Source organism: Streptomyces sp. NPDC047061 (genome assembly GCF_040643955.1).
Taxonomy (GTDB): Bacteria; Actinomycetota; Actinomycetes; order Streptomycetales; family Streptomycetaceae; genus Streptomyces.
Window position 1 is genome coordinate 66,447 of sequence record NZ_JBEYVI010000006.1, and the last position, 15,178, is coordinate 81,624.

At 72.5% G+C, this 15,178-nt stretch carries 17 protein-coding genes; 12 read left to right on the forward strand and 5 right to left on the reverse strand.

The features are described from left to right. Positions 1-66 precede the first annotated feature (66 nt). Positions 67-1,731, reverse strand: a complete 1,665-nt coding sequence (gene hutU / locus ABZ887_RS12530; RefSeq protein WP_361286875.1) for a urocanate hydratase — start codon at positions 1,729-1,731, stop codon at positions 67-69. Between the two features lie 180 nt (positions 1,732-1,911). Here hutU and ABZ887_RS12535 point away from each other — a divergent pair, with 180 nt between their 5' ends. The 5 genes from ABZ887_RS12535 to ABZ887_RS12555 all read left to right on the forward strand — a co-directional run bounded on the left by ABZ887_RS12535 (position 1,912) and on the right by ABZ887_RS12555 (position 5,568). Continuing rightward, the gene (locus ABZ887_RS12535; protein WP_361286878.1) at positions 1,912-3,294 is read left to right on the forward strand and encodes a diaminopimelate decarboxylase; all 1,383 of its coding nucleotides are present in this window, start codon (positions 1,912-1,914) and stop codon (positions 3,292-3,294) included. Between the two features lie 173 nt (positions 3,295-3,467). Further along, on the forward strand, positions 3,468-3,857 hold the full coding sequence (locus tag ABZ887_RS12540; RefSeq protein ID WP_361286881.1) for a hypothetical protein: 390 nt from the start codon (positions 3,468-3,470) through the stop codon (positions 3,855-3,857). After that, complete coding sequence (locus ABZ887_RS12545; protein ID WP_361286884.1) at positions 3,854-4,645, forward strand: transcriptional regulator; 792 nt, start codon at positions 3,854-3,856, stop codon at positions 4,643-4,645. Before ABZ887_RS12540 ends, ABZ887_RS12545 begins: the two co-directional genes overlap by 4 nt. Before the next feature lie 31 nt (positions 4,646-4,676). Beyond that, on the forward strand, positions 4,677-5,177 hold the full coding sequence (locus tag ABZ887_RS12550; RefSeq protein WP_361286887.1) for a roadblock/LC7 domain-containing protein: 501 nt from the start codon (positions 4,677-4,679) through the stop codon (positions 5,175-5,177). A 16-nt stretch (positions 5,178-5,193) separates the two neighbouring features. After that, positions 5,194-5,568, forward strand: coding sequence for a hypothetical protein (locus ABZ887_RS12555; protein ID WP_361286890.1), 375 nt, complete (start codon positions 5,194-5,196; stop codon positions 5,566-5,568). Between the two features lie 7 nt (positions 5,569-5,575). On the opposite strand, the gene ABZ887_RS12560 is transcribed toward ABZ887_RS12555, so the two are convergent. The 3 genes from ABZ887_RS12560 to ABZ887_RS12570 form a co-directional block, all read right to left on the reverse strand. Continuing rightward, complete coding sequence (locus ABZ887_RS12560) at positions 5,576-6,178, reverse strand: hypothetical protein (RefSeq protein ID WP_361286892.1); 603 nt, start codon at positions 6,176-6,178, stop codon at positions 5,576-5,578. 95 nt (positions 6,179-6,273) lie between these two features. Next, positions 6,274-7,116: a MurR/RpiR family transcriptional regulator gene (locus ABZ887_RS12565; protein WP_351716865.1), complete on the reverse strand. Its 843-nt coding sequence runs from the start codon at positions 7,114-7,116 to the stop codon at positions 6,274-6,276. Beyond that, positions 7,113-8,621 (reverse strand): aromatic amino acid ammonia-lyase, encoded by a 1,509-nt coding sequence (locus tag ABZ887_RS12570; protein ID WP_361286895.1) that lies wholly within the window; start codon positions 8,619-8,621, stop codon positions 7,113-7,115. The genes ABZ887_RS12565 and ABZ887_RS12570 overlap by 4 nt, the downstream gene beginning before the upstream one ends. Before the next feature lie 141 nt (positions 8,622-8,762). Between ABZ887_RS12570 and ABZ887_RS12575 the strand changes: the two genes are divergently transcribed. The 6 genes from ABZ887_RS12575 to ABZ887_RS12600 all read left to right on the forward strand — a co-directional run bounded on the left by ABZ887_RS12575 (position 8,763) and on the right by ABZ887_RS12600 (position 13,308). Next, the gene (locus ABZ887_RS12575) at positions 8,763-9,803 is read left to right on the forward strand and encodes an ABC transporter ATP-binding protein (protein WP_361286898.1); all 1,041 of its coding nucleotides are present in this window, start codon (positions 8,763-8,765) and stop codon (positions 9,801-9,803) included. Further along, positions 9,800-10,441 carry an ABC transporter permease gene (locus tag ABZ887_RS12580; RefSeq protein ID WP_217550740.1) on the forward strand — a complete coding sequence of 214 codons (642 nt, stop codon included), beginning with the start codon at positions 9,800-9,802 and terminating at the stop codon, positions 10,439-10,441. Before ABZ887_RS12575 ends, ABZ887_RS12580 begins: the two co-directional genes overlap by 4 nt. 1 nt (position 10,442) lies before the next feature. Continuing rightward, complete coding sequence (locus ABZ887_RS12585; RefSeq protein WP_217550742.1) at positions 10,443-11,105, forward strand: ABC transporter permease; 663 nt, start codon at positions 10,443-10,445, stop codon at positions 11,103-11,105. An 11-nt stretch (positions 11,106-11,116) separates the two neighbouring features. Continuing rightward, positions 11,117-12,046, forward strand: coding sequence for an ABC transporter substrate-binding protein (locus ABZ887_RS12590; RefSeq protein WP_361286903.1), 930 nt, complete (start codon positions 11,117-11,119; stop codon positions 12,044-12,046). Between the two features lie 143 nt (positions 12,047-12,189). Next, a complete protein-coding gene (locus ABZ887_RS12595) occupies positions 12,190-12,816 on the forward strand; it encodes a carbonic anhydrase (protein WP_361286906.1) in 627 nt (208 codons plus the stop codon). 72 nt (positions 12,817-12,888) lie between these two features. Beyond that, positions 12,889-13,308: a hypothetical protein gene (locus ABZ887_RS12600; protein ID WP_361286909.1), complete on the forward strand. Its 420-nt coding sequence runs from the start codon at positions 12,889-12,891 to the stop codon at positions 13,306-13,308. Positions 13,309-13,337: 29 nt separating this feature from the next. Here the strand turns inward: ABZ887_RS12600 and ABZ887_RS12605 are convergent, their stop codons facing one another. After that, positions 13,338-14,099 carry an SDR family oxidoreductase gene (locus tag ABZ887_RS12605; protein WP_361286912.1) on the reverse strand — a complete coding sequence of 254 codons (762 nt, stop codon included), beginning with the start codon at positions 14,097-14,099 and terminating at the stop codon, positions 13,338-13,340. A 146-nt stretch (positions 14,100-14,245) separates the two neighbouring features. Between ABZ887_RS12605 and ABZ887_RS12610 the strand changes: the two genes are divergently transcribed. Next, positions 14,246-15,073: a helix-turn-helix transcriptional regulator gene (locus ABZ887_RS12610; protein WP_361286915.1), complete on the forward strand. Its 828-nt coding sequence runs from the start codon at positions 14,246-14,248 to the stop codon at positions 15,071-15,073. Positions 15,074-15,178 lie beyond the last annotated feature (105 nt).

The following is a 15,178-nucleotide window of genomic DNA, read 5'->3' on the forward strand; positions in this document are numbered from 1 at the left end:
TGGGCGCACCCGCACCCGCACCCGGCGACGAAAGCTCGGCCCCCACCGAAGAGTCCCCGCTCTTCGTCACGCGTCGCCACCCTCGCGCATCGGCACCCGGACCCCCCGCTCGTCGGCGACCGACTCCGCGATGTCGTACCCGGCGTCCACGTGCCGGATGACACCCATGCCGGGGTCGTTCGTCAGCACCCGGCGGATCTTCTCACCGGCGAGTTTCGTACCGTCGGCGACGGTCACCTGCCCGGCGTGGATGGACCGGCCCATGCCGACCCCGCCGCCGTGGTGGATGGAGACCCAGGACGCTCCCGACGCCACGTTGACCATCGCGTTCAGCAGCGGCCAGTCGGCGATCGCGTCGGAGCCGTCCAGCATGGCCTCCGTCTCGCGGTAGGGGGAGGCCACGGAGCCGCAGTCGAGGTGGTCGCGGCCGATCGCCAGCGGAGCGGCCAGCTCGCCGCTCGCCACCATGTCGTTGAACCGCTCGCCGGCCTTGTCCCGCTCGCCGTAGCCGAGCCAGCAGATGCGCGCGGGCAGGCCTTGGAAGTGGACCCGCTCCTGGGCCATCTTGATCCAGCGGGCGAGGGACTCGTTCTCCGGGAAGAGGTCGAGGATGGCCTTGTCGGTCTTGGCGATGTCCGAGGCCTCTCCGGACAGGGCGGCCCAGCGGAAGGGGCCCTTGCCCTCGCAGAAGAGGGGGCGGATGTAGGCCGGGACGAAGCCGGGGAAGGCGAACGCCCGCTCGTATCCGGCCAGCTGTGCCTCGCCGCGGATGGAGTTGCCGTAGTCGAAGACCTCGGCGCCGGCGTCCATGAAGCCGACCATGGCCTCGACGTGCTTGGCCATCGACTCACGCGAACGGGTCGTGAACCCGGCCGGATCCTTGGCCGCGGCGTCCGCCATGTCCTCGAAGGCCACGCCCACCGGCAGGTACGACAGCGGGTCGTGCGCCGACGTCTGGTCGGTGACGATGTCGATGGGGGCGTTCATGGCGAGCAGCTGCGGCACCAGGTCGGCCGCGTTGCCGAGGACGCCGATGGACAGCGGGCGGCGGGCGTCGCGGGCCTCGGTCGCCAGCTGGAGGGCGTGGTCGAGGGAGTCGGCCCTGACGTCGAGGTAGCGGTGCTCGATGCGGCGCTCGATGGCGCGCGGGTCGCAGTCGATACAGATCGCGACGCCGTCGTTCATGGTCACGGCGAGGGGCTGGGCGCCGCCCATGCCGCCGAGGCCGGCGGTGAGGGTGATGGTCCCGGCGAGGGTGCCGTTGAACTTCTTCGCGGCGACGGCGGCGAAGGTCTCGTAGGTGCCCTGGAGGATGCCCTGGGTGCCGATGTAGATCCAGGAGCCGGCGGTCATCTGGCCGTACATGGTCAGGCCGAGGGCCTCCAGACGGCGGAACTCCTCCCAGTTGGCCCAGTCGCCGACGAGGTTGGAGTTGGCGATGAGGACGCGGGGGGCCCACTCGTGGGTCTGCATGACGCCGACCGGGCGGCCGGACTGGACCAGCATGGTCTCGTCCTGCTTGAGGGTGCGCAGGGTGCGGACCATCGCGTCGAAGGAGCGCCAGTCGCGGGCGGCCTTGCCGGTGCCGCCGTAGACGACGAGCTTGTCGGGGTGCTCGGCGACCTCGGGGTCCAGGTTGTTCTGCAGCATCCGCAGGGCGGCTTCCTGCTGCCATCCCAGGGCGCTCAGTTCCGTACCGCGCGGCGCTCGTACGGGGCGGGGTCCTGACATGGTCTGCCTCCTAGCGGATCAGGGATCAACGGCCAGCGAAGTATTCCTGCGGTTATTCACATCCTGGCTCGCTGAATAGAACTAGTCAATACGTTCGGTCCGCCAGCGCGGCCGCGTCCCGGATGTTTCGCTGGACTTATGGGCCTTAAGGGTGCGGACGATGACATGTCGGGGGGCGTCATGGACGGATACGGGGACGGAAGCGAGGACGACGGCGAGCGGGTCGGGCGGCGGGACGACGCCGTGCGGGCGGCGGTGGAGCAGGGGCTGCTGGGGCCGGACGCGCCGATCGTAGGCCTGCTGGACGTGCAGGGCATCCACACGTCCGCCGTGGCGCTGCGCCGGGCGTTCGATGCGGTCGCGGCGCCCGGCACCGCGATCCTGCACGCCTTCGCGGTGAAGGCGAACCCGCTGGTCCCGGTGGTGCGGCTGCTGGCCGAGGCCGGCCTCGGCGCCGAGGTGGCCAGCGCGGGCGAGCTGGCGCTGGCGCGGGCGGCCGGGATGCCGGCGGAGCGGATCGTGTTCGACGCGCCCGCGAAGACGGCGGCGGAGCTGCGCGAGGCGCTGGCGCTGGGTGTGGCCGTGAACGCGGACAACCCGCAGGAGCTCCGGCGCCTCGATGCCCTCGTGAACGCGAGCGGCGCCGTCTCCCCGGCGCTCGGGATCCGGGTGAACCCGCAGATCGGGGCCGGGTCGATCGGGGCCACCTCCACCGCGACGGCGACCTCGAAGTTCGGGGTGGGGCTGCGGGACGAGGGGGCCCGGGAGTGGGTCGTGCAGGCGTTCGCGGAGCGGCCGTGGCTGACGCGGCTGCACGCGCACATCGGGTCGCAGGGGATCCCGTTGCCGCTGCTGGTGCGGGGCGTGGCGGAGACGTACGCGCTGGCCGAGGAGATCAACGCGCATGCCGGGCGGCAGCAGGTCGACACCCTCGACATCGGTGGCGGGCTTTCGGTCAACTTCGCCTCGGAGGCGACGGAGCCGACGTACGCGCAGTACGCGCGGCTGCTGGCGGAGGCGGTGCCGGGGCTGTTCGACGGGCGGTACGGGCTGGTGACGGAGTTCGGGCGGTCGCTGCTGGCCCGGCACGGCACGGTGGTGGCCCGGGTGGAGTACGCGAAGAGCTCCGGCGGGCGGCGGATCGCGGTGACGCACGCGGGGGTGCAGGTGGCGCCGCGCACGGTGTACGTGCCGGGGGCGTGGCCGCTCAGGATCGCCGCGTACGACGCGAAGGGGCGGCCCAAGCAAGGGGTCCCGGTGGTGCAGGACGTGGCGGGGCCGGCCTGTTTCGCGGGCGACCTGCTCGCCGAGGGGCGCGCGCTGCCCCCGCTGGAGCAGGGGGACCTGGCGGCCGCGCTGGACACCGGGGCGTACTACTTCGGCAGTCACTACTCCTACAACTCCCTTGCCCGCCCCGGGGTTTACGGCTTCGCTCCGGACGGCGGCGGGGGCGTGGCGTTCGCCGTCGTACGGGAGCCGCAGACGGTCGCCGAGGTCGTGGCCGAATCCGGAGGGGCGCACGCGGACGCACTCACCACCCTGCGTGCAACCGGAAGCCGTTGAGACACCTCGGACAACAGAGATCAACTGGTGTGAAAAGCAGGCCAGTTGACCAACACTAGTCTGCCGGGCGCATGTTCCACTGGAAAATGCCAAACGACTCACCCCTCCCCGCGCACGTTGCGTAGTGTCTGCGTCACTCAACCGGAGATTCGCGCGGCGGGAGGGGAGCCACGGTGCCCGGAATCGACGAGTGCTTACTGGAAGCGATGCGGCTGCCCGGGGCCCGGGGCGCCGCATTGGTCGACTGGACCAGCGGGCTGGCCCTCGGCACGGTCGGGGACGCACCCGGCGGTGACCACGAGACCACCGCCGCGGAGGCCGCCGAGCTGGCCCGGCTGGCCGCCGAGCACGGGGCGTTCAGCACGGAGGACGACGCCGATCTGAGCCCTCCGGTGGAGGACCTGATCGTCAGCAACCGGGACAGCTACCACCTGCTGCGGTTCGTGGTCACGTCCTTCGACGCCACCGTGTTCCTGCATCTGTGGCTGGCCCGCGAGGACGGCAATCTCGCCCTCGCCCGGATCCGGCTCGGCGAGATGGCCGAGCGGCTGGTGCTGGGATGACCGTGGTCGAAACGCCGCCGCCGCTGCCGGTCCGGGACCGTGCGGCCCTGCACGAGAGAGTGCCCGGGGCGCTGTCACCGATGCTGATACGCCTCGCCGAGGAGCGGGCCACGGGTGTCCTGGTCCGCGAGCACGGCACCCTGCACCTGGCCGAGGGCCGCGTGGTGCACGCCGAGAGCCCGCTCGCCCCAGGCCTCGACGTGCTCCTCACGGCCCACGGCACGCTCGACGCGGCGGCCTGGCCCTGGACCGACGACATACCCGCGGCCGTCCACCGGCTGCTCGCCGCCGGCCTGCTCCCGCGGGGCGCCCTGGAGCTGTGCCGGCTCGGCGCCCTCTACGACGCCGGGTACTTCGCGCTGGCGCCGAGCAGCACCCCGGGCCGGTTCCGCTACGGCACCACGGCCGCCGCCGGCCCGCTGCACGCCGTGCCCGTCACGGACCTGGAGCGCGAGACCCTGCGCCGCCGCGAGCTGCTGCACCGCATCTGGCCCGACCCGTCGGCGGACGTCGCCCCGCTGATCCGCGCCGACCCGGTCGCACCGCCGCCGGTCACCCCCCGGCAGCGGGCGGTCCTGGACCGGGTGGACGGTGTCCGCACCGCCACCCGGATCGCCCGGGAGCTGGGCCGGCCGGCCTTCCACACGCTGGTGGACATACGGCGGCTGGCGGCGGCCGGACTCCTCGCCCCGAGGAACACCCCGACCGCCCCGCCCCCGCTTCCCCCGGTCACCGACCCCGACATCGCGCTGCTGAAGAGGCTCAGGGATGCGCTGGAGGCCCTTTGAACGGCACCGCCCCGCCGAGAGGAGACAGCTGATGGCGGCAGAACCCGGCAGCTCCGACAGAGAGGCCGTCCTCGACGAACTGCGCCGGTTACGCACCCGGATGCCCCAGCTCACCGGGGCCCTCGCGGCCGGCGTCGACGGCCTGGTCGTCGCCCACGACTGCCCGGGGGTCGACCCGGAGGGGCTCGCCGCGCTCACCGCGGCCGAGCTCGGCGTCGCCGTCCGGGTCTCCGACGCCACCGGCAAGGGCGAGCTCAGGGAGCTGCTGGTGCGCGGCGAGGACGGCTATGTCGCCACCTATGCCGCCGGTCACAGCGCCGTGCTCACCCTGCTCGCCGAGGACCGGGTGAACGTCGGCCGGCTCCACCTGGAGGGCCGCCGGGCCGCCGCCCGGATCGGCGAGGTGGTCGACGCCGCCGAGGCCGCCGCCAAGGCGCTGCGCCCGGCCCGCAGCGCAGCCACACGGACCAGAACCACGCGCACGCCACGCACCAGCACCACCACCGACGCGCGCACCGCAACCGACAGTTGAAAGGAACCAGAAAGTCATGGCCAACACCGAAACCGCCCTGAAAGAGTGCCTCACCTCCATCGAGGGCGCGACCGGCGTCGCGCTCGTCGACTACACCAGCGGGATGGCGCTGGGCACGATGGGCGGCAGCAAGACCTTCGACCTGAACGTGGCCGCGGCCGGGAACACCGACGTGATCCGCGCCAAGATGCGCACCATGGAGCACCTCGGCCTCAAGGGCGACATCGAGGACATCCTGATCACGCTCTCCAACCAGTACCACCTGATCCGGCTGCTCAAGGGCCGGGGCGGCAACGGCCTCTTCCTCTACCTGGTGCTCGACCAGGCCCGCGCCAACCTGGCGATGGCCCGGCACCAGCTGAAGAAGATCGAGGAGGACCTGGAGGTCTGACCGGACCTCAGACCAGCGCCGCGGTGCGGCGGCGTGCTCCGCCCGGGGCCGCGTCGCCCGCCGCGATGCCGGTACCGCGGTACGCCCTGACGTCCTTGCCCGCCGGGCGGCCGCCGCGCTTGTCGAGCCAGTCGACGCGCAGCCACAGCAGCTGTTCGCCGGCCTTCTCCCGGCGGCCCAGCCAGGCCGCCTTCAGCCGCAGCCCGGTGCCGGTCCCGGCGAGCAGCATGCCGCCCGCCGCGGGCATCGCGAAGGCGGAGCCGAGTGCCACGGCGAAGGCCAGCAGCAGCCACCAGCGGTGCCCGCGGCGCCAGTTCCGCACGGTGACCGCACGGTCCTGGAGGACGTCGTGCTTGCCGGCCCGGGCGGCACCGCGCACCAGCGCGGTGTACCGCTTGCGGCGGGTGAGCGCCACGACGGCGGCGCCGATGATGAACAGCGCGGCCCCGGCCAGCACCCCGATCCGCCGTCCGGTGGTCCCCGGGGGCAGCACCCCGACGCCGGCGGCGAACACCCCGGACCACCACAGCGGCGCGGCCCCGGCCCGTACGACCACGGCCACCCGGGCCAGGCCCTGTCCGCCTCGTCCCTCTCGTCCCGCACGCGCCATGTCCGCAGCCTCCTCGCCGGTCTCGGCCCAGTCCGTATGGCGGGACGCTAACCAGCGAACGTGAGACGAGCCTTAAAGAACCATGTGGTGAAGGCTCACTCCACGAACAGTCCCCGTGCCGCCGCCCGGGTGTCGAACTCCTCCAGGCGGGCCTGCGCGTCCGGCAGGTCGTCGCACATCGCCTCCAGGAGCACCCGGCCGAGCAGCATCGGCGCACAGGCCGTGTCGAAGGCGAGCCCGGTGCCGACGGCGGCCGGCAGCAGCAGGTCGGAGACCTTGGCGACGGGCGCGAAGGCGGAGTCGGCGACGGTGACCACGGTCAGCCCGGCCTCCTTGGCATAGCCGAGGGTGTCCACGACCTCGCGGGGATGCCGGGGCAGCGCGAAGCACAGCAGGGCCGAGGCACCGGCGAGGACGGCCGCGTCGATGCGGTCGTGGATCATCGTGCCGCCCTCGTTGAGCAGCCGGACGTCCGGGTGGACCTTGGCGGCGAAGTAGGCGAAGCCGTACGCCTGCGAGGCGGCCGCGCGCAGCCCGAGCACCGGCAGCGGCCGGGAGGCGGCCAGCAGCCGTCCCGCCTGCTGCACCGGGCGCGGGTCGGCGAGCACCTCGGCGAGGTGCCGGAGGTTCTCGATCTCGGCCTCGACGGCCTGCTGGTACTCGTTGTACGAACCGGAGCCGGCCGCCTGCTCGGGGGGCACGACCTCGCGCAGGTGCTTGCGCAGCGCCGGGTAGCCGTCGAAGCCGAGGGCCACCGCGAAGCGGGTGACGGAGGGCTGGCTGACCCCGGCCAGCTCGGCCAGCTCCACGCTGGACAGGAAGGGCACGTCGGCGGCGCGCCGCACCATGCTGTGCGCGATGCGCCGCTGGGTCGGCGTGAGCCGGTGCCCCTCGAAGAGCGCCTGCAAGCGAGTCGCAGGGCTGTCGGTCACGTTCATGACGTGCTCCCCCTCCAGATGTCCGTGAACCGGTCGAGCAGCCCGGCCGCCTCCGTCACGTCGTCCGTCAGCGGCCGGTCGGCCACCTCCGCGTCGAGCACCGCCTCGGCGAGCTCCAGCGCCCTGCCCGCCCCGAGCCCGGGTTCGGGCCTCAGGTCGCGCTGGCGCAGCGCCCGTACGGCGGCGACGAGTTCGCAGCCGACCACCAGACGGTACGCACGGCAGGCGCGCAGCGTTTGACGGGCGGCGAGCGAGGCGAAACTGGCCTGCTCCTCGACGCCTCGGGAGAGTACAGCGTGCCCGAGGGAGGCGGGTGCGGAGAAGGCGCGCAGGTCGCCGAGGGCGGCGCCGGCGGCGTACTCCAGGATCATCACGCCGGAGGAGGCGGGCTCCTGGTCGGCGAGGAAGGGGCGCAGCCGGGTGAAGGCGGGCTCGTTCAGGGAGGAGAGGCGGGAGGTGGACAGCCGGGCGACCTGGGTGACGGCGAGCCGGAAGTGGTCCAGGGCGAGGGCGAGTTGGGCCTGGTAGAAGCCGCCGTGGTGGTAGGCGGCCAGGTCCTCGACGGAGATCAGGGGGTTCTCGGCGGCCGCGTTGATCTCGATCGCCAGCACCCCCTCCAAGGCGTCGGCCGCGTCATGGGCGGGGCCGTGGATCTGGGGCAGGCAGCGGAAGCCGTAGGGGTCCTGGATCCGGCCGAGCGGTGGGGTCGGCCGGTCGGCGGCGCCGATCAGCTCCCGCATCCGGCGGGCGGCCTCGACGCTGCCGCGGTGCGGGCGGGCCGCGTGCACGGGTGCCGCGAACGCCTCGTGGGAGCCGTCGACGGCGAGCAGTGACAGGGCCGCCACCACCTGGGTGGCCTCGATCAGCCCGCGCAGCTCGTGCAGGGCGAGCGCCGACTGGCCGAGGGTGAGGGCGTTGCTGCTGATCAGGGCGAGGGCGTCGTTGTTGTCCAGCGGCTGGGGCTCCGGTGCCCCGGCGCCCCGCCAGGGGTGCTCCCCCACCAGGGCGAGGCCCACCTGGGCGAGGGCCGCGATGTCCCCGGTGCCGACCGAGCCGAACTCGTTGACGGCCGGGTACGCGCCGGACTCCAGCGCCTCGCACAGGGCGGTGACCACACTCGGCCGCAGCCCCGCGCCGCCCGCCAGCAGCTGGTTGGCGCGGACCGCGAGCATCGCGCGGACCTGCCGGGCGGGGAGTTCGTCGCCGATCGCGCCGGCGTGGCTGCGCAGCAGCCGCAGTCCGTGGCCGGCGGCGGCCTCGGTGGGCACGGCCTCGTTCCGGTTGGCGCCGACGCCGGTGGAGCGGCCGTAGACGCGGCCGGTCGCGGCGATCTGCCGGGCGGCGTTCCAGGACTCCTCCGCGCGGCGCATCGCCTCGGTGCCCGGTACCGGGCGGGCGGCGCCGTCGGCGAGGCGTACGACGTCCTCGACACCCATGCCGATGCCGTCGAGGACCACCAGGCCGGAATGCATTGTTCCGGGAGCGTCCACGATACGAGAAGACATCACGCCCAAACTCCCCTCAATCCGGACACTCGATCATGCGTTGCGGTCATCCGTTACCTCGGATTAACGCGAGACCGTTGACAACCTATTCACCTAACGAGAACTCTGCATGACGTTATACAGCCGGGCAAGGGACATCTCATGATCCAGTTCGACGCGGTCCACAAGCGCTTCCCCAACGGCACGACAGCAGTCCACGATCTCTCCCTGGAGATGCCGGAGGGCGGGGTCACCGTCCTGGTCGGCTCCTCCGGGTGCGGCAAGACCACCACCCTCAGGATGATCAATCGGATGGTCGAGCCGACCTCCGGCACGATCAAGGTGAACGGCAAGGACGTCACCCAGCAGGACGCCGCCGAACTGCGCCGGTCCATCGGGTACGTCATCCAGCAGGCCGGCCTCTTCCCGCACCGCACGGTGCTGGACAACATCGCCACCGTCCCGCTGCTGCTCGGCTGGAACCGGAAGAAGGCCCGCGCCCGCGCCGCCGAACTCCTGGAGACCGTCGGCCTCGCCGCCGACGCCGGCAAGCGCTACCCGCACCAGCTCTCCGGAGGACAGCAGCAGCGCGTCGGCGTGGCCCGCGCGCTCGCCGCCGACCCGCCGGTGCTGCTGATGGACGAGCCGTTCGGCGCCGTCGACCCGGTGGTCCGCACCCAGCTCCAGGACGAACTGCTCCGGCTCCAGAAGGAGTTGAACAAGACCATCGTCTTCGTCACGCACGACGTCGACGAGGCCGTCCGGCTCGGCGACCGGATCGCGATCTTCCGCACCGGCGGCCACCTGGTCCAGATCGCCCCGCCCGCCGAACTGCTGGCCCGCCCGGCCGACGACTTCGTGGCCGACTTCCTCGGCGCCGAGCGCGGCCTGAAGCTGCTCTCGCTGGAGACCCTGGCCGGCGTCCCGCAGGGCCCGGCACCCCGAGGCGGCGACTGGACCCTCGTCCTCGACGCCGCGGGCAAGCCCCTGCACTGGGCCTCGAAGGACGACGCCGAACTCCCCGTACGGCCGCTCAAGGACGGCGACTCGCTGCTCGCGGCGCTGAACGAGTCGATCGCCTCCCCGGCCGGGCTGGTCGCCCGGGTCGACGCGGACGGCGTCCTCACCGGTGTCTCGTCCCGCGACGACATCCACGTCCACGCCGGTCAGGCGCACAGCGCGGCCCGGGAGGTGGCGGCATGACCATCGACTGGTCGTGGATCGGCGACCACACCGACGACCTCACCAGCCTCACCCTCTCCCATCTCCAGGCCGCGATGACCGCCGTCTTCTTCGGCCTGCTGATCTCGCTGCCGCTCGCGGTGGTCGCCCACCGGGTCCGCCCGCTGCGCGGCTTCCTGCTCGGCCTCTCCAACGTGCTCTTCACGATCCCGTCGATCGCGATCTTCGTGCTGCTGCTCCCGATCAGCGGCCTGACCCGGACCACGACCGTCATCGGCCTGACCGTCTACACGCTGGTCGTGCTGCTCAGGAACACGGTCGAGGGGCTGGACTCGGTCCCCGCGAAGACCAAGGAGGCGGCGAAGGCGATGGGCACCCGCCCGCTGCGCACGCTCCTCACCGTCGAACTCCCGCTGGCCCTCCCCGTGATCATGGCGGGCGTGCGGATCGCCACGGTCATGTCCATCTCGCTGGTGAGCGTCGCCACCTACATCGGCGACGGCGGCCTCGGCCAGCTCTTCACCGACGGCTTCCAGCGCGACTTCCCGACCCCGGTGATCGTGGGCGTGGTCCTCACGATCCTGCTCGCGGTCGTCGCGGACGCCCTGCTGGTGGCCCTCCAGTACGTACTGACCCCGTGGCGGCGGAGGCGAGCCTGACATGTTCGAACTCTTCAAGAACCTCGGCACCTGGCTGACCAGCGGCTCCCAGTGGGCCGGCTCCGACGGCATCGCCCACCGGCTCGGCGAGCACCTCCAGTACTCGCTGCTCGCCACCCTCATCGCCGCCGCGATCGGCCTCCCGCTGGGCCTGTTGATCGGGCACACCGGCAAGGGGGCGTTCGTCGCCATCAACCTGGCGTCCTTCGGACGCGCGCTGCCGACCGTCGGCCTGGTGGTGCTGGTCTTCCTGGCCGGCGGCCTGTCGATGCTGCCGGTGTACGTGGCGCTGGTCGCCCTCGCGGTCCCGGCGATCGTCACCAACACCTACGCGGGCATGACCGCCGTCGACCCGGACGTGAAGGACGCGGCCCGCGGCCAGGGCATGCGCGGCCACCAGGTCCTCTTCCAGGTCGAACTGCCGCTCGCGCTCCCCCTGATCATGACGGGGCTGCGCCTCGCGCTCATCCAGGTCGTGGCCACGGCCACCATCGCCGCGTACGTCTCCTTCGGCGGCCTCGGCCGCTACGTCTTCGACGGACTCGCCCAGCGCGACCTCGTCCAGGTGCTCGGCGGCGCGGTCCTTGTCGCGGTCGTCGCCGTCGTCCTCGACCTGCTCCTGAGCACCCTCCAGCGCTTCCTCTTCCGCCACCGCACTGCCTAGGGAACCCGAAGATGAACCGTCGCACCCTCCTCGGTGGCCTGCTCGCCGCCGGATCCGTCCCCGCCCTCGCCGCCTGCTCCGGCGGCATCACCTCCCTGGACGAGAGCAGCGGCTCGACCGCCGGCGGCGGCTCCAGCAAGAGCGGGATCACCATCGGCACCGCCAACTTCACCGAGAACCAGGTGCTCGGCTACCTCTACGCGGCCGTGCTCCAGAAGGCCGGCGTCAAGGTGAAGGTCCGCCCGAACCTCGGCACCCGCGAGATCGTGATCCCCGCGCTCAAGGCCGGCGACATCGACCTGCTGCCCGAGTACCAGGGCGCCCTCCTCAACTACCTCGCCCCCAAGGACGCCTCGGCCGAGCCGGGCACCATGCAGAACGCGCTCACCCTGGCGCTGCCCGCCGGCCTCCAGGTGCTGCCGTACGGGCAGGCCGCCGACTCCGACTGCTTCGTCGTCACCCGGGCGACCGCGCAGAAGTACGGCCTGACCTCGCTCGCCGACCTGGCCAAGCAGAACGGCAAGCTGGTCATCGGGGCCGCGCCCGAGGTGAAGAAGCGCCGGGTGGGCGCCGTCGGCCTCCAGGAGGTGTACGGCGTCGAGTTCAAGGAGTTCAAGTCGCTCGACTCGGACGGGCCGCTGGTCAAGGGCGCGCTGAAGAAGGGCGACGTGGACGTGGCGAACCTGTTCACCACCGACACCGACATCGCGGCGAACGGCTGGGTGGTGCTGACCGACCCCAAGAACCTGATCCCCAGCCAGCACATCGTCCCGCTGATCGCCGACCGCAAGGCCGACGACACCGTCCGCAAGGCCCTCGCCCGGCTGGGCAACGTCCTCACCACCGACCAGCTCACCCAGCTCAACAGCCAGGTGGACAACGACAAGAAGGACCCGGAGGACGTGGCGGCCGCCTACGCGAAACAGCACGGGCTGACCTGACCGCCCGTCCATCGATCGCCCGCCACCGCATCGGTATCGCGCGGGCGATGATCCGGCCAAGAGCCGTTAAACCGACACCGAGGGTAACGCTTCCGCCGCGTACAGTGATGAGAACCATCAGCGCCAGCACCTGAGGAAGCGTCATGGCCTCGAACCCCAGGGCCCTTCCGACGGCCACCGCCGTCGGCGCGCCGGCCGTCGCCCTCTCGTCGGCGGCCGTCGGGCCCGCCTCGGCGAGCGCCGCCCTCGACGAACTGCTCCAGGGCAACCGGCGGTACGCCACCGGCCACGCCCGCCGGAGCCGGGCGGCCGCCGCACCGCGCCCGTTCGCGGTGGTGCTCGGCTGCGTCGACTCCGAAGCCGCCCCGGAACTGGTCTTCGACCAGGGCCTCGGCGACCTGCTGAGCATAAGGACGGCCGGGCAGGTGCTGGACGAGGCGGTGCTCGGTTCGCTCCAGTACGGCGTGCAGGAACTGCGCGTCCCGCTGGTCGTGGTGCTGGGCCACGAAGGGTGCGGAGCCGTGGCCGCCACCCTCGCCCGGCTGCGCACCGGCGCGCCCGTCCCCGCTCACCTGGAACTCCTCGCCAGGGAGATCGCACCGGCCGCCCTGCGCACCAGGGCGCTGCCCGGCGACTGGGCCGAACACACCATGCGGGCCCAGACGGTGTGGGCACGGGACGCGATCCGCGCGGACCCCGGGTTCGCGGGGGCGTCGGTGGTCGCGGCCCGGTTCGACGCCGGCAGCAGGCTGGTGTCGCTGCTGCCCTGAGGGCGGACCCCCCGCCGGATGCGGGGGATTGCCCCAGTGCGGCGCACGCCCCGGATCCCTACCGTGGACGCCATGACGGACGCGCGTGACACCGACCTGAAGAAGGAACTCGACGCGACCCTGCACGCCCGCAGGGAGCTGGGGCCCGAGTACGAGTCGGAACTGGCCGACTCCTTCGTCGAGAAGATCGACCAGCGCATCGACGGCGCCGTCGAGCGTCGGCTGCGCAGGAGCCTCGCCGAGCAGCAGATGCAGGTCGCCCGGGGGGCTCGTGGCGCCAGGGGCGGCGGCACCGACTCGTGGGGCGAGCGCTTCGGCTTCGGGATCGTCTCGCTGGTGCTGGCGATCCCGCTGTCGGCGATCGGCGGCGGCATCGCCCACCTGCCCGGTCTGGTGACCGCCTGGGTGGGCATCGTCGGCGTCAACATGGCCCAGGCCGTCCGCCTCAATCCCGGCCTGTTCCGCCGGGGCGACCACGGCCACGAGGACTGACCCGGGGCCGGGGCCGGGGCCGGGCCGGGTCACACCTGCCGGGTCGGCTGGACGACGACCTGCCGCAGGTTGACGTTCCGGGGGCGGCTCGCCACATAGCCGACCAGGTCGGCGAGGTCCTCGGCGGCCAGCGCCCCCATCCCGTCGAACATGCCCGCCACCTGCTCGCGCAGCTCCTCGCCGTCGATGTGGGTGCCGAGTTCGGTGTCCGTCAGCCCCGGCTCGACGTTGGTGACCCGCACGTCACGCGGCCCGAACTCGGTGCGCAGGGACTGCGAGAGGAAGGTGACGGCGGCCTTGGTGGCGCCGTACACCGCGAAGGTCGGGAAGACGACGTGCGCGCCGATGGACGACACGTTGACGAGGTCGGCGGTCCGGCCCTCGGCCGCGGCCGCCACCAGGTCCCCGGTGAAGGCCCGCAGCACCCGCAGCACACCGGTCACGTTGGTGTCGAGCATGCGCTGCCACTCGTCGATACGGCCGTCGTCGACGGGGTTGGGCAGCATGACGCCGGCGTTGTTGACGACGAGGTCGACGCTCCCGTAGGCCGCGTGCACGGCGTCGGCCGCCGCCTGGACGGACGCGTCGTCGGTGACGTCCGCGACCACGGCGAGGGCCTCCCCGCCGTTCGCCCGGATCTTCGCCACCACCGTCTCCAGCCGGTCCGCGCGCCGGGCGAGCAGCGCCACCCGGGCGCCCGACTCCGCGAGCCGCAGGGCGACGGCCGCCCCGATCCCGCTGGCGGCACCGGTGACGACGGCGGTACGGCCGGTCAGGTTGTCGTACGACATGAGGTACTCCCTGGTGAGTGCCGCCGGGCCTGCCCCGGTGGCGTGTCTCCACACTCGCCGGGGCCGGGCGGCCTACCCAGGGCTGACCTTTTCCTGGGTCTGGCAGAACCAGGTTGGAAGAACGCGACTCCCCTACGATCGAACCCATGGACGGGGAACTCGGAGACTTCCTGCGCTCGCGCCGTGCCCGCATCCAGCCCGAGGAGGTGGGGCTGCCCTCGTACGGCCGGCGCCGCGTACCGGGCCTGCGCCGCGAGGAGGTGGCGCAACTGGCGGGGGTGAGCGTCGACTACTACATCCGTCTGGAACAGGGCAGAGGCCCGAGTGTCTCTGACGCGGTGCTCGACGCGATCGCCCGTGTCCTGCGCCTGGACGAGACCGAGCACGCGTACCTGCTGACGGTCGCCCGGCCGCACAAGAAGGGCAACACCGCGCGCCCGGCCCGTCCCCGCGTCCGCCCCGGCGTACAGCTGCTGCTGGACGGCATGGAGCGGACGCCCGCGTTCGTACTGGGCCGCAGGATGGACGTCCTGGCCTGGAACGCGCTCGGCGACTCGGTGAACGGCTTCAGCGCCCTGGCCCCGGCCGAGCGGAACATCCCGCGCCAGGTCTTCCTCGACCCGGCCGCCGCGGGTTTCTACCCCGACTGGGCCGCCGTCGCCGCCCAGACCGTCGCCAACCTGCGCATCGACGCAGGCCACCACCCCGACGACCCCCGCATGGCCTCGCTGGTCGGCGAACTCTCGCTGAAGAGCGCGGACTTCCGCCGGCTGTGGGCGGACCACGAGGTCAAGGAGTGCGCGTACGGCACGAAACGCATCCAGCACCCGGTGGCGGGCCTGCTCACCCTCCCCTACGAAACCCTCACGGTCCCGACGGACCCGGACCAGACGATCGTGGCGTACACCCCCGAGCCGGGCTCGGAGACGGCGGAACGACTGGCGCTGCTGGGGAGCTGGGCGACGACGGCATGAGCCGGGAGACGTGAGAACCGGGAAGTCCGGGAAAGCCCGGGAAAAGTAATGCGCGGGGACCGCCGCACCCCCGTTACCGGGGGGCGGGACGACGGCGGTCCCCGC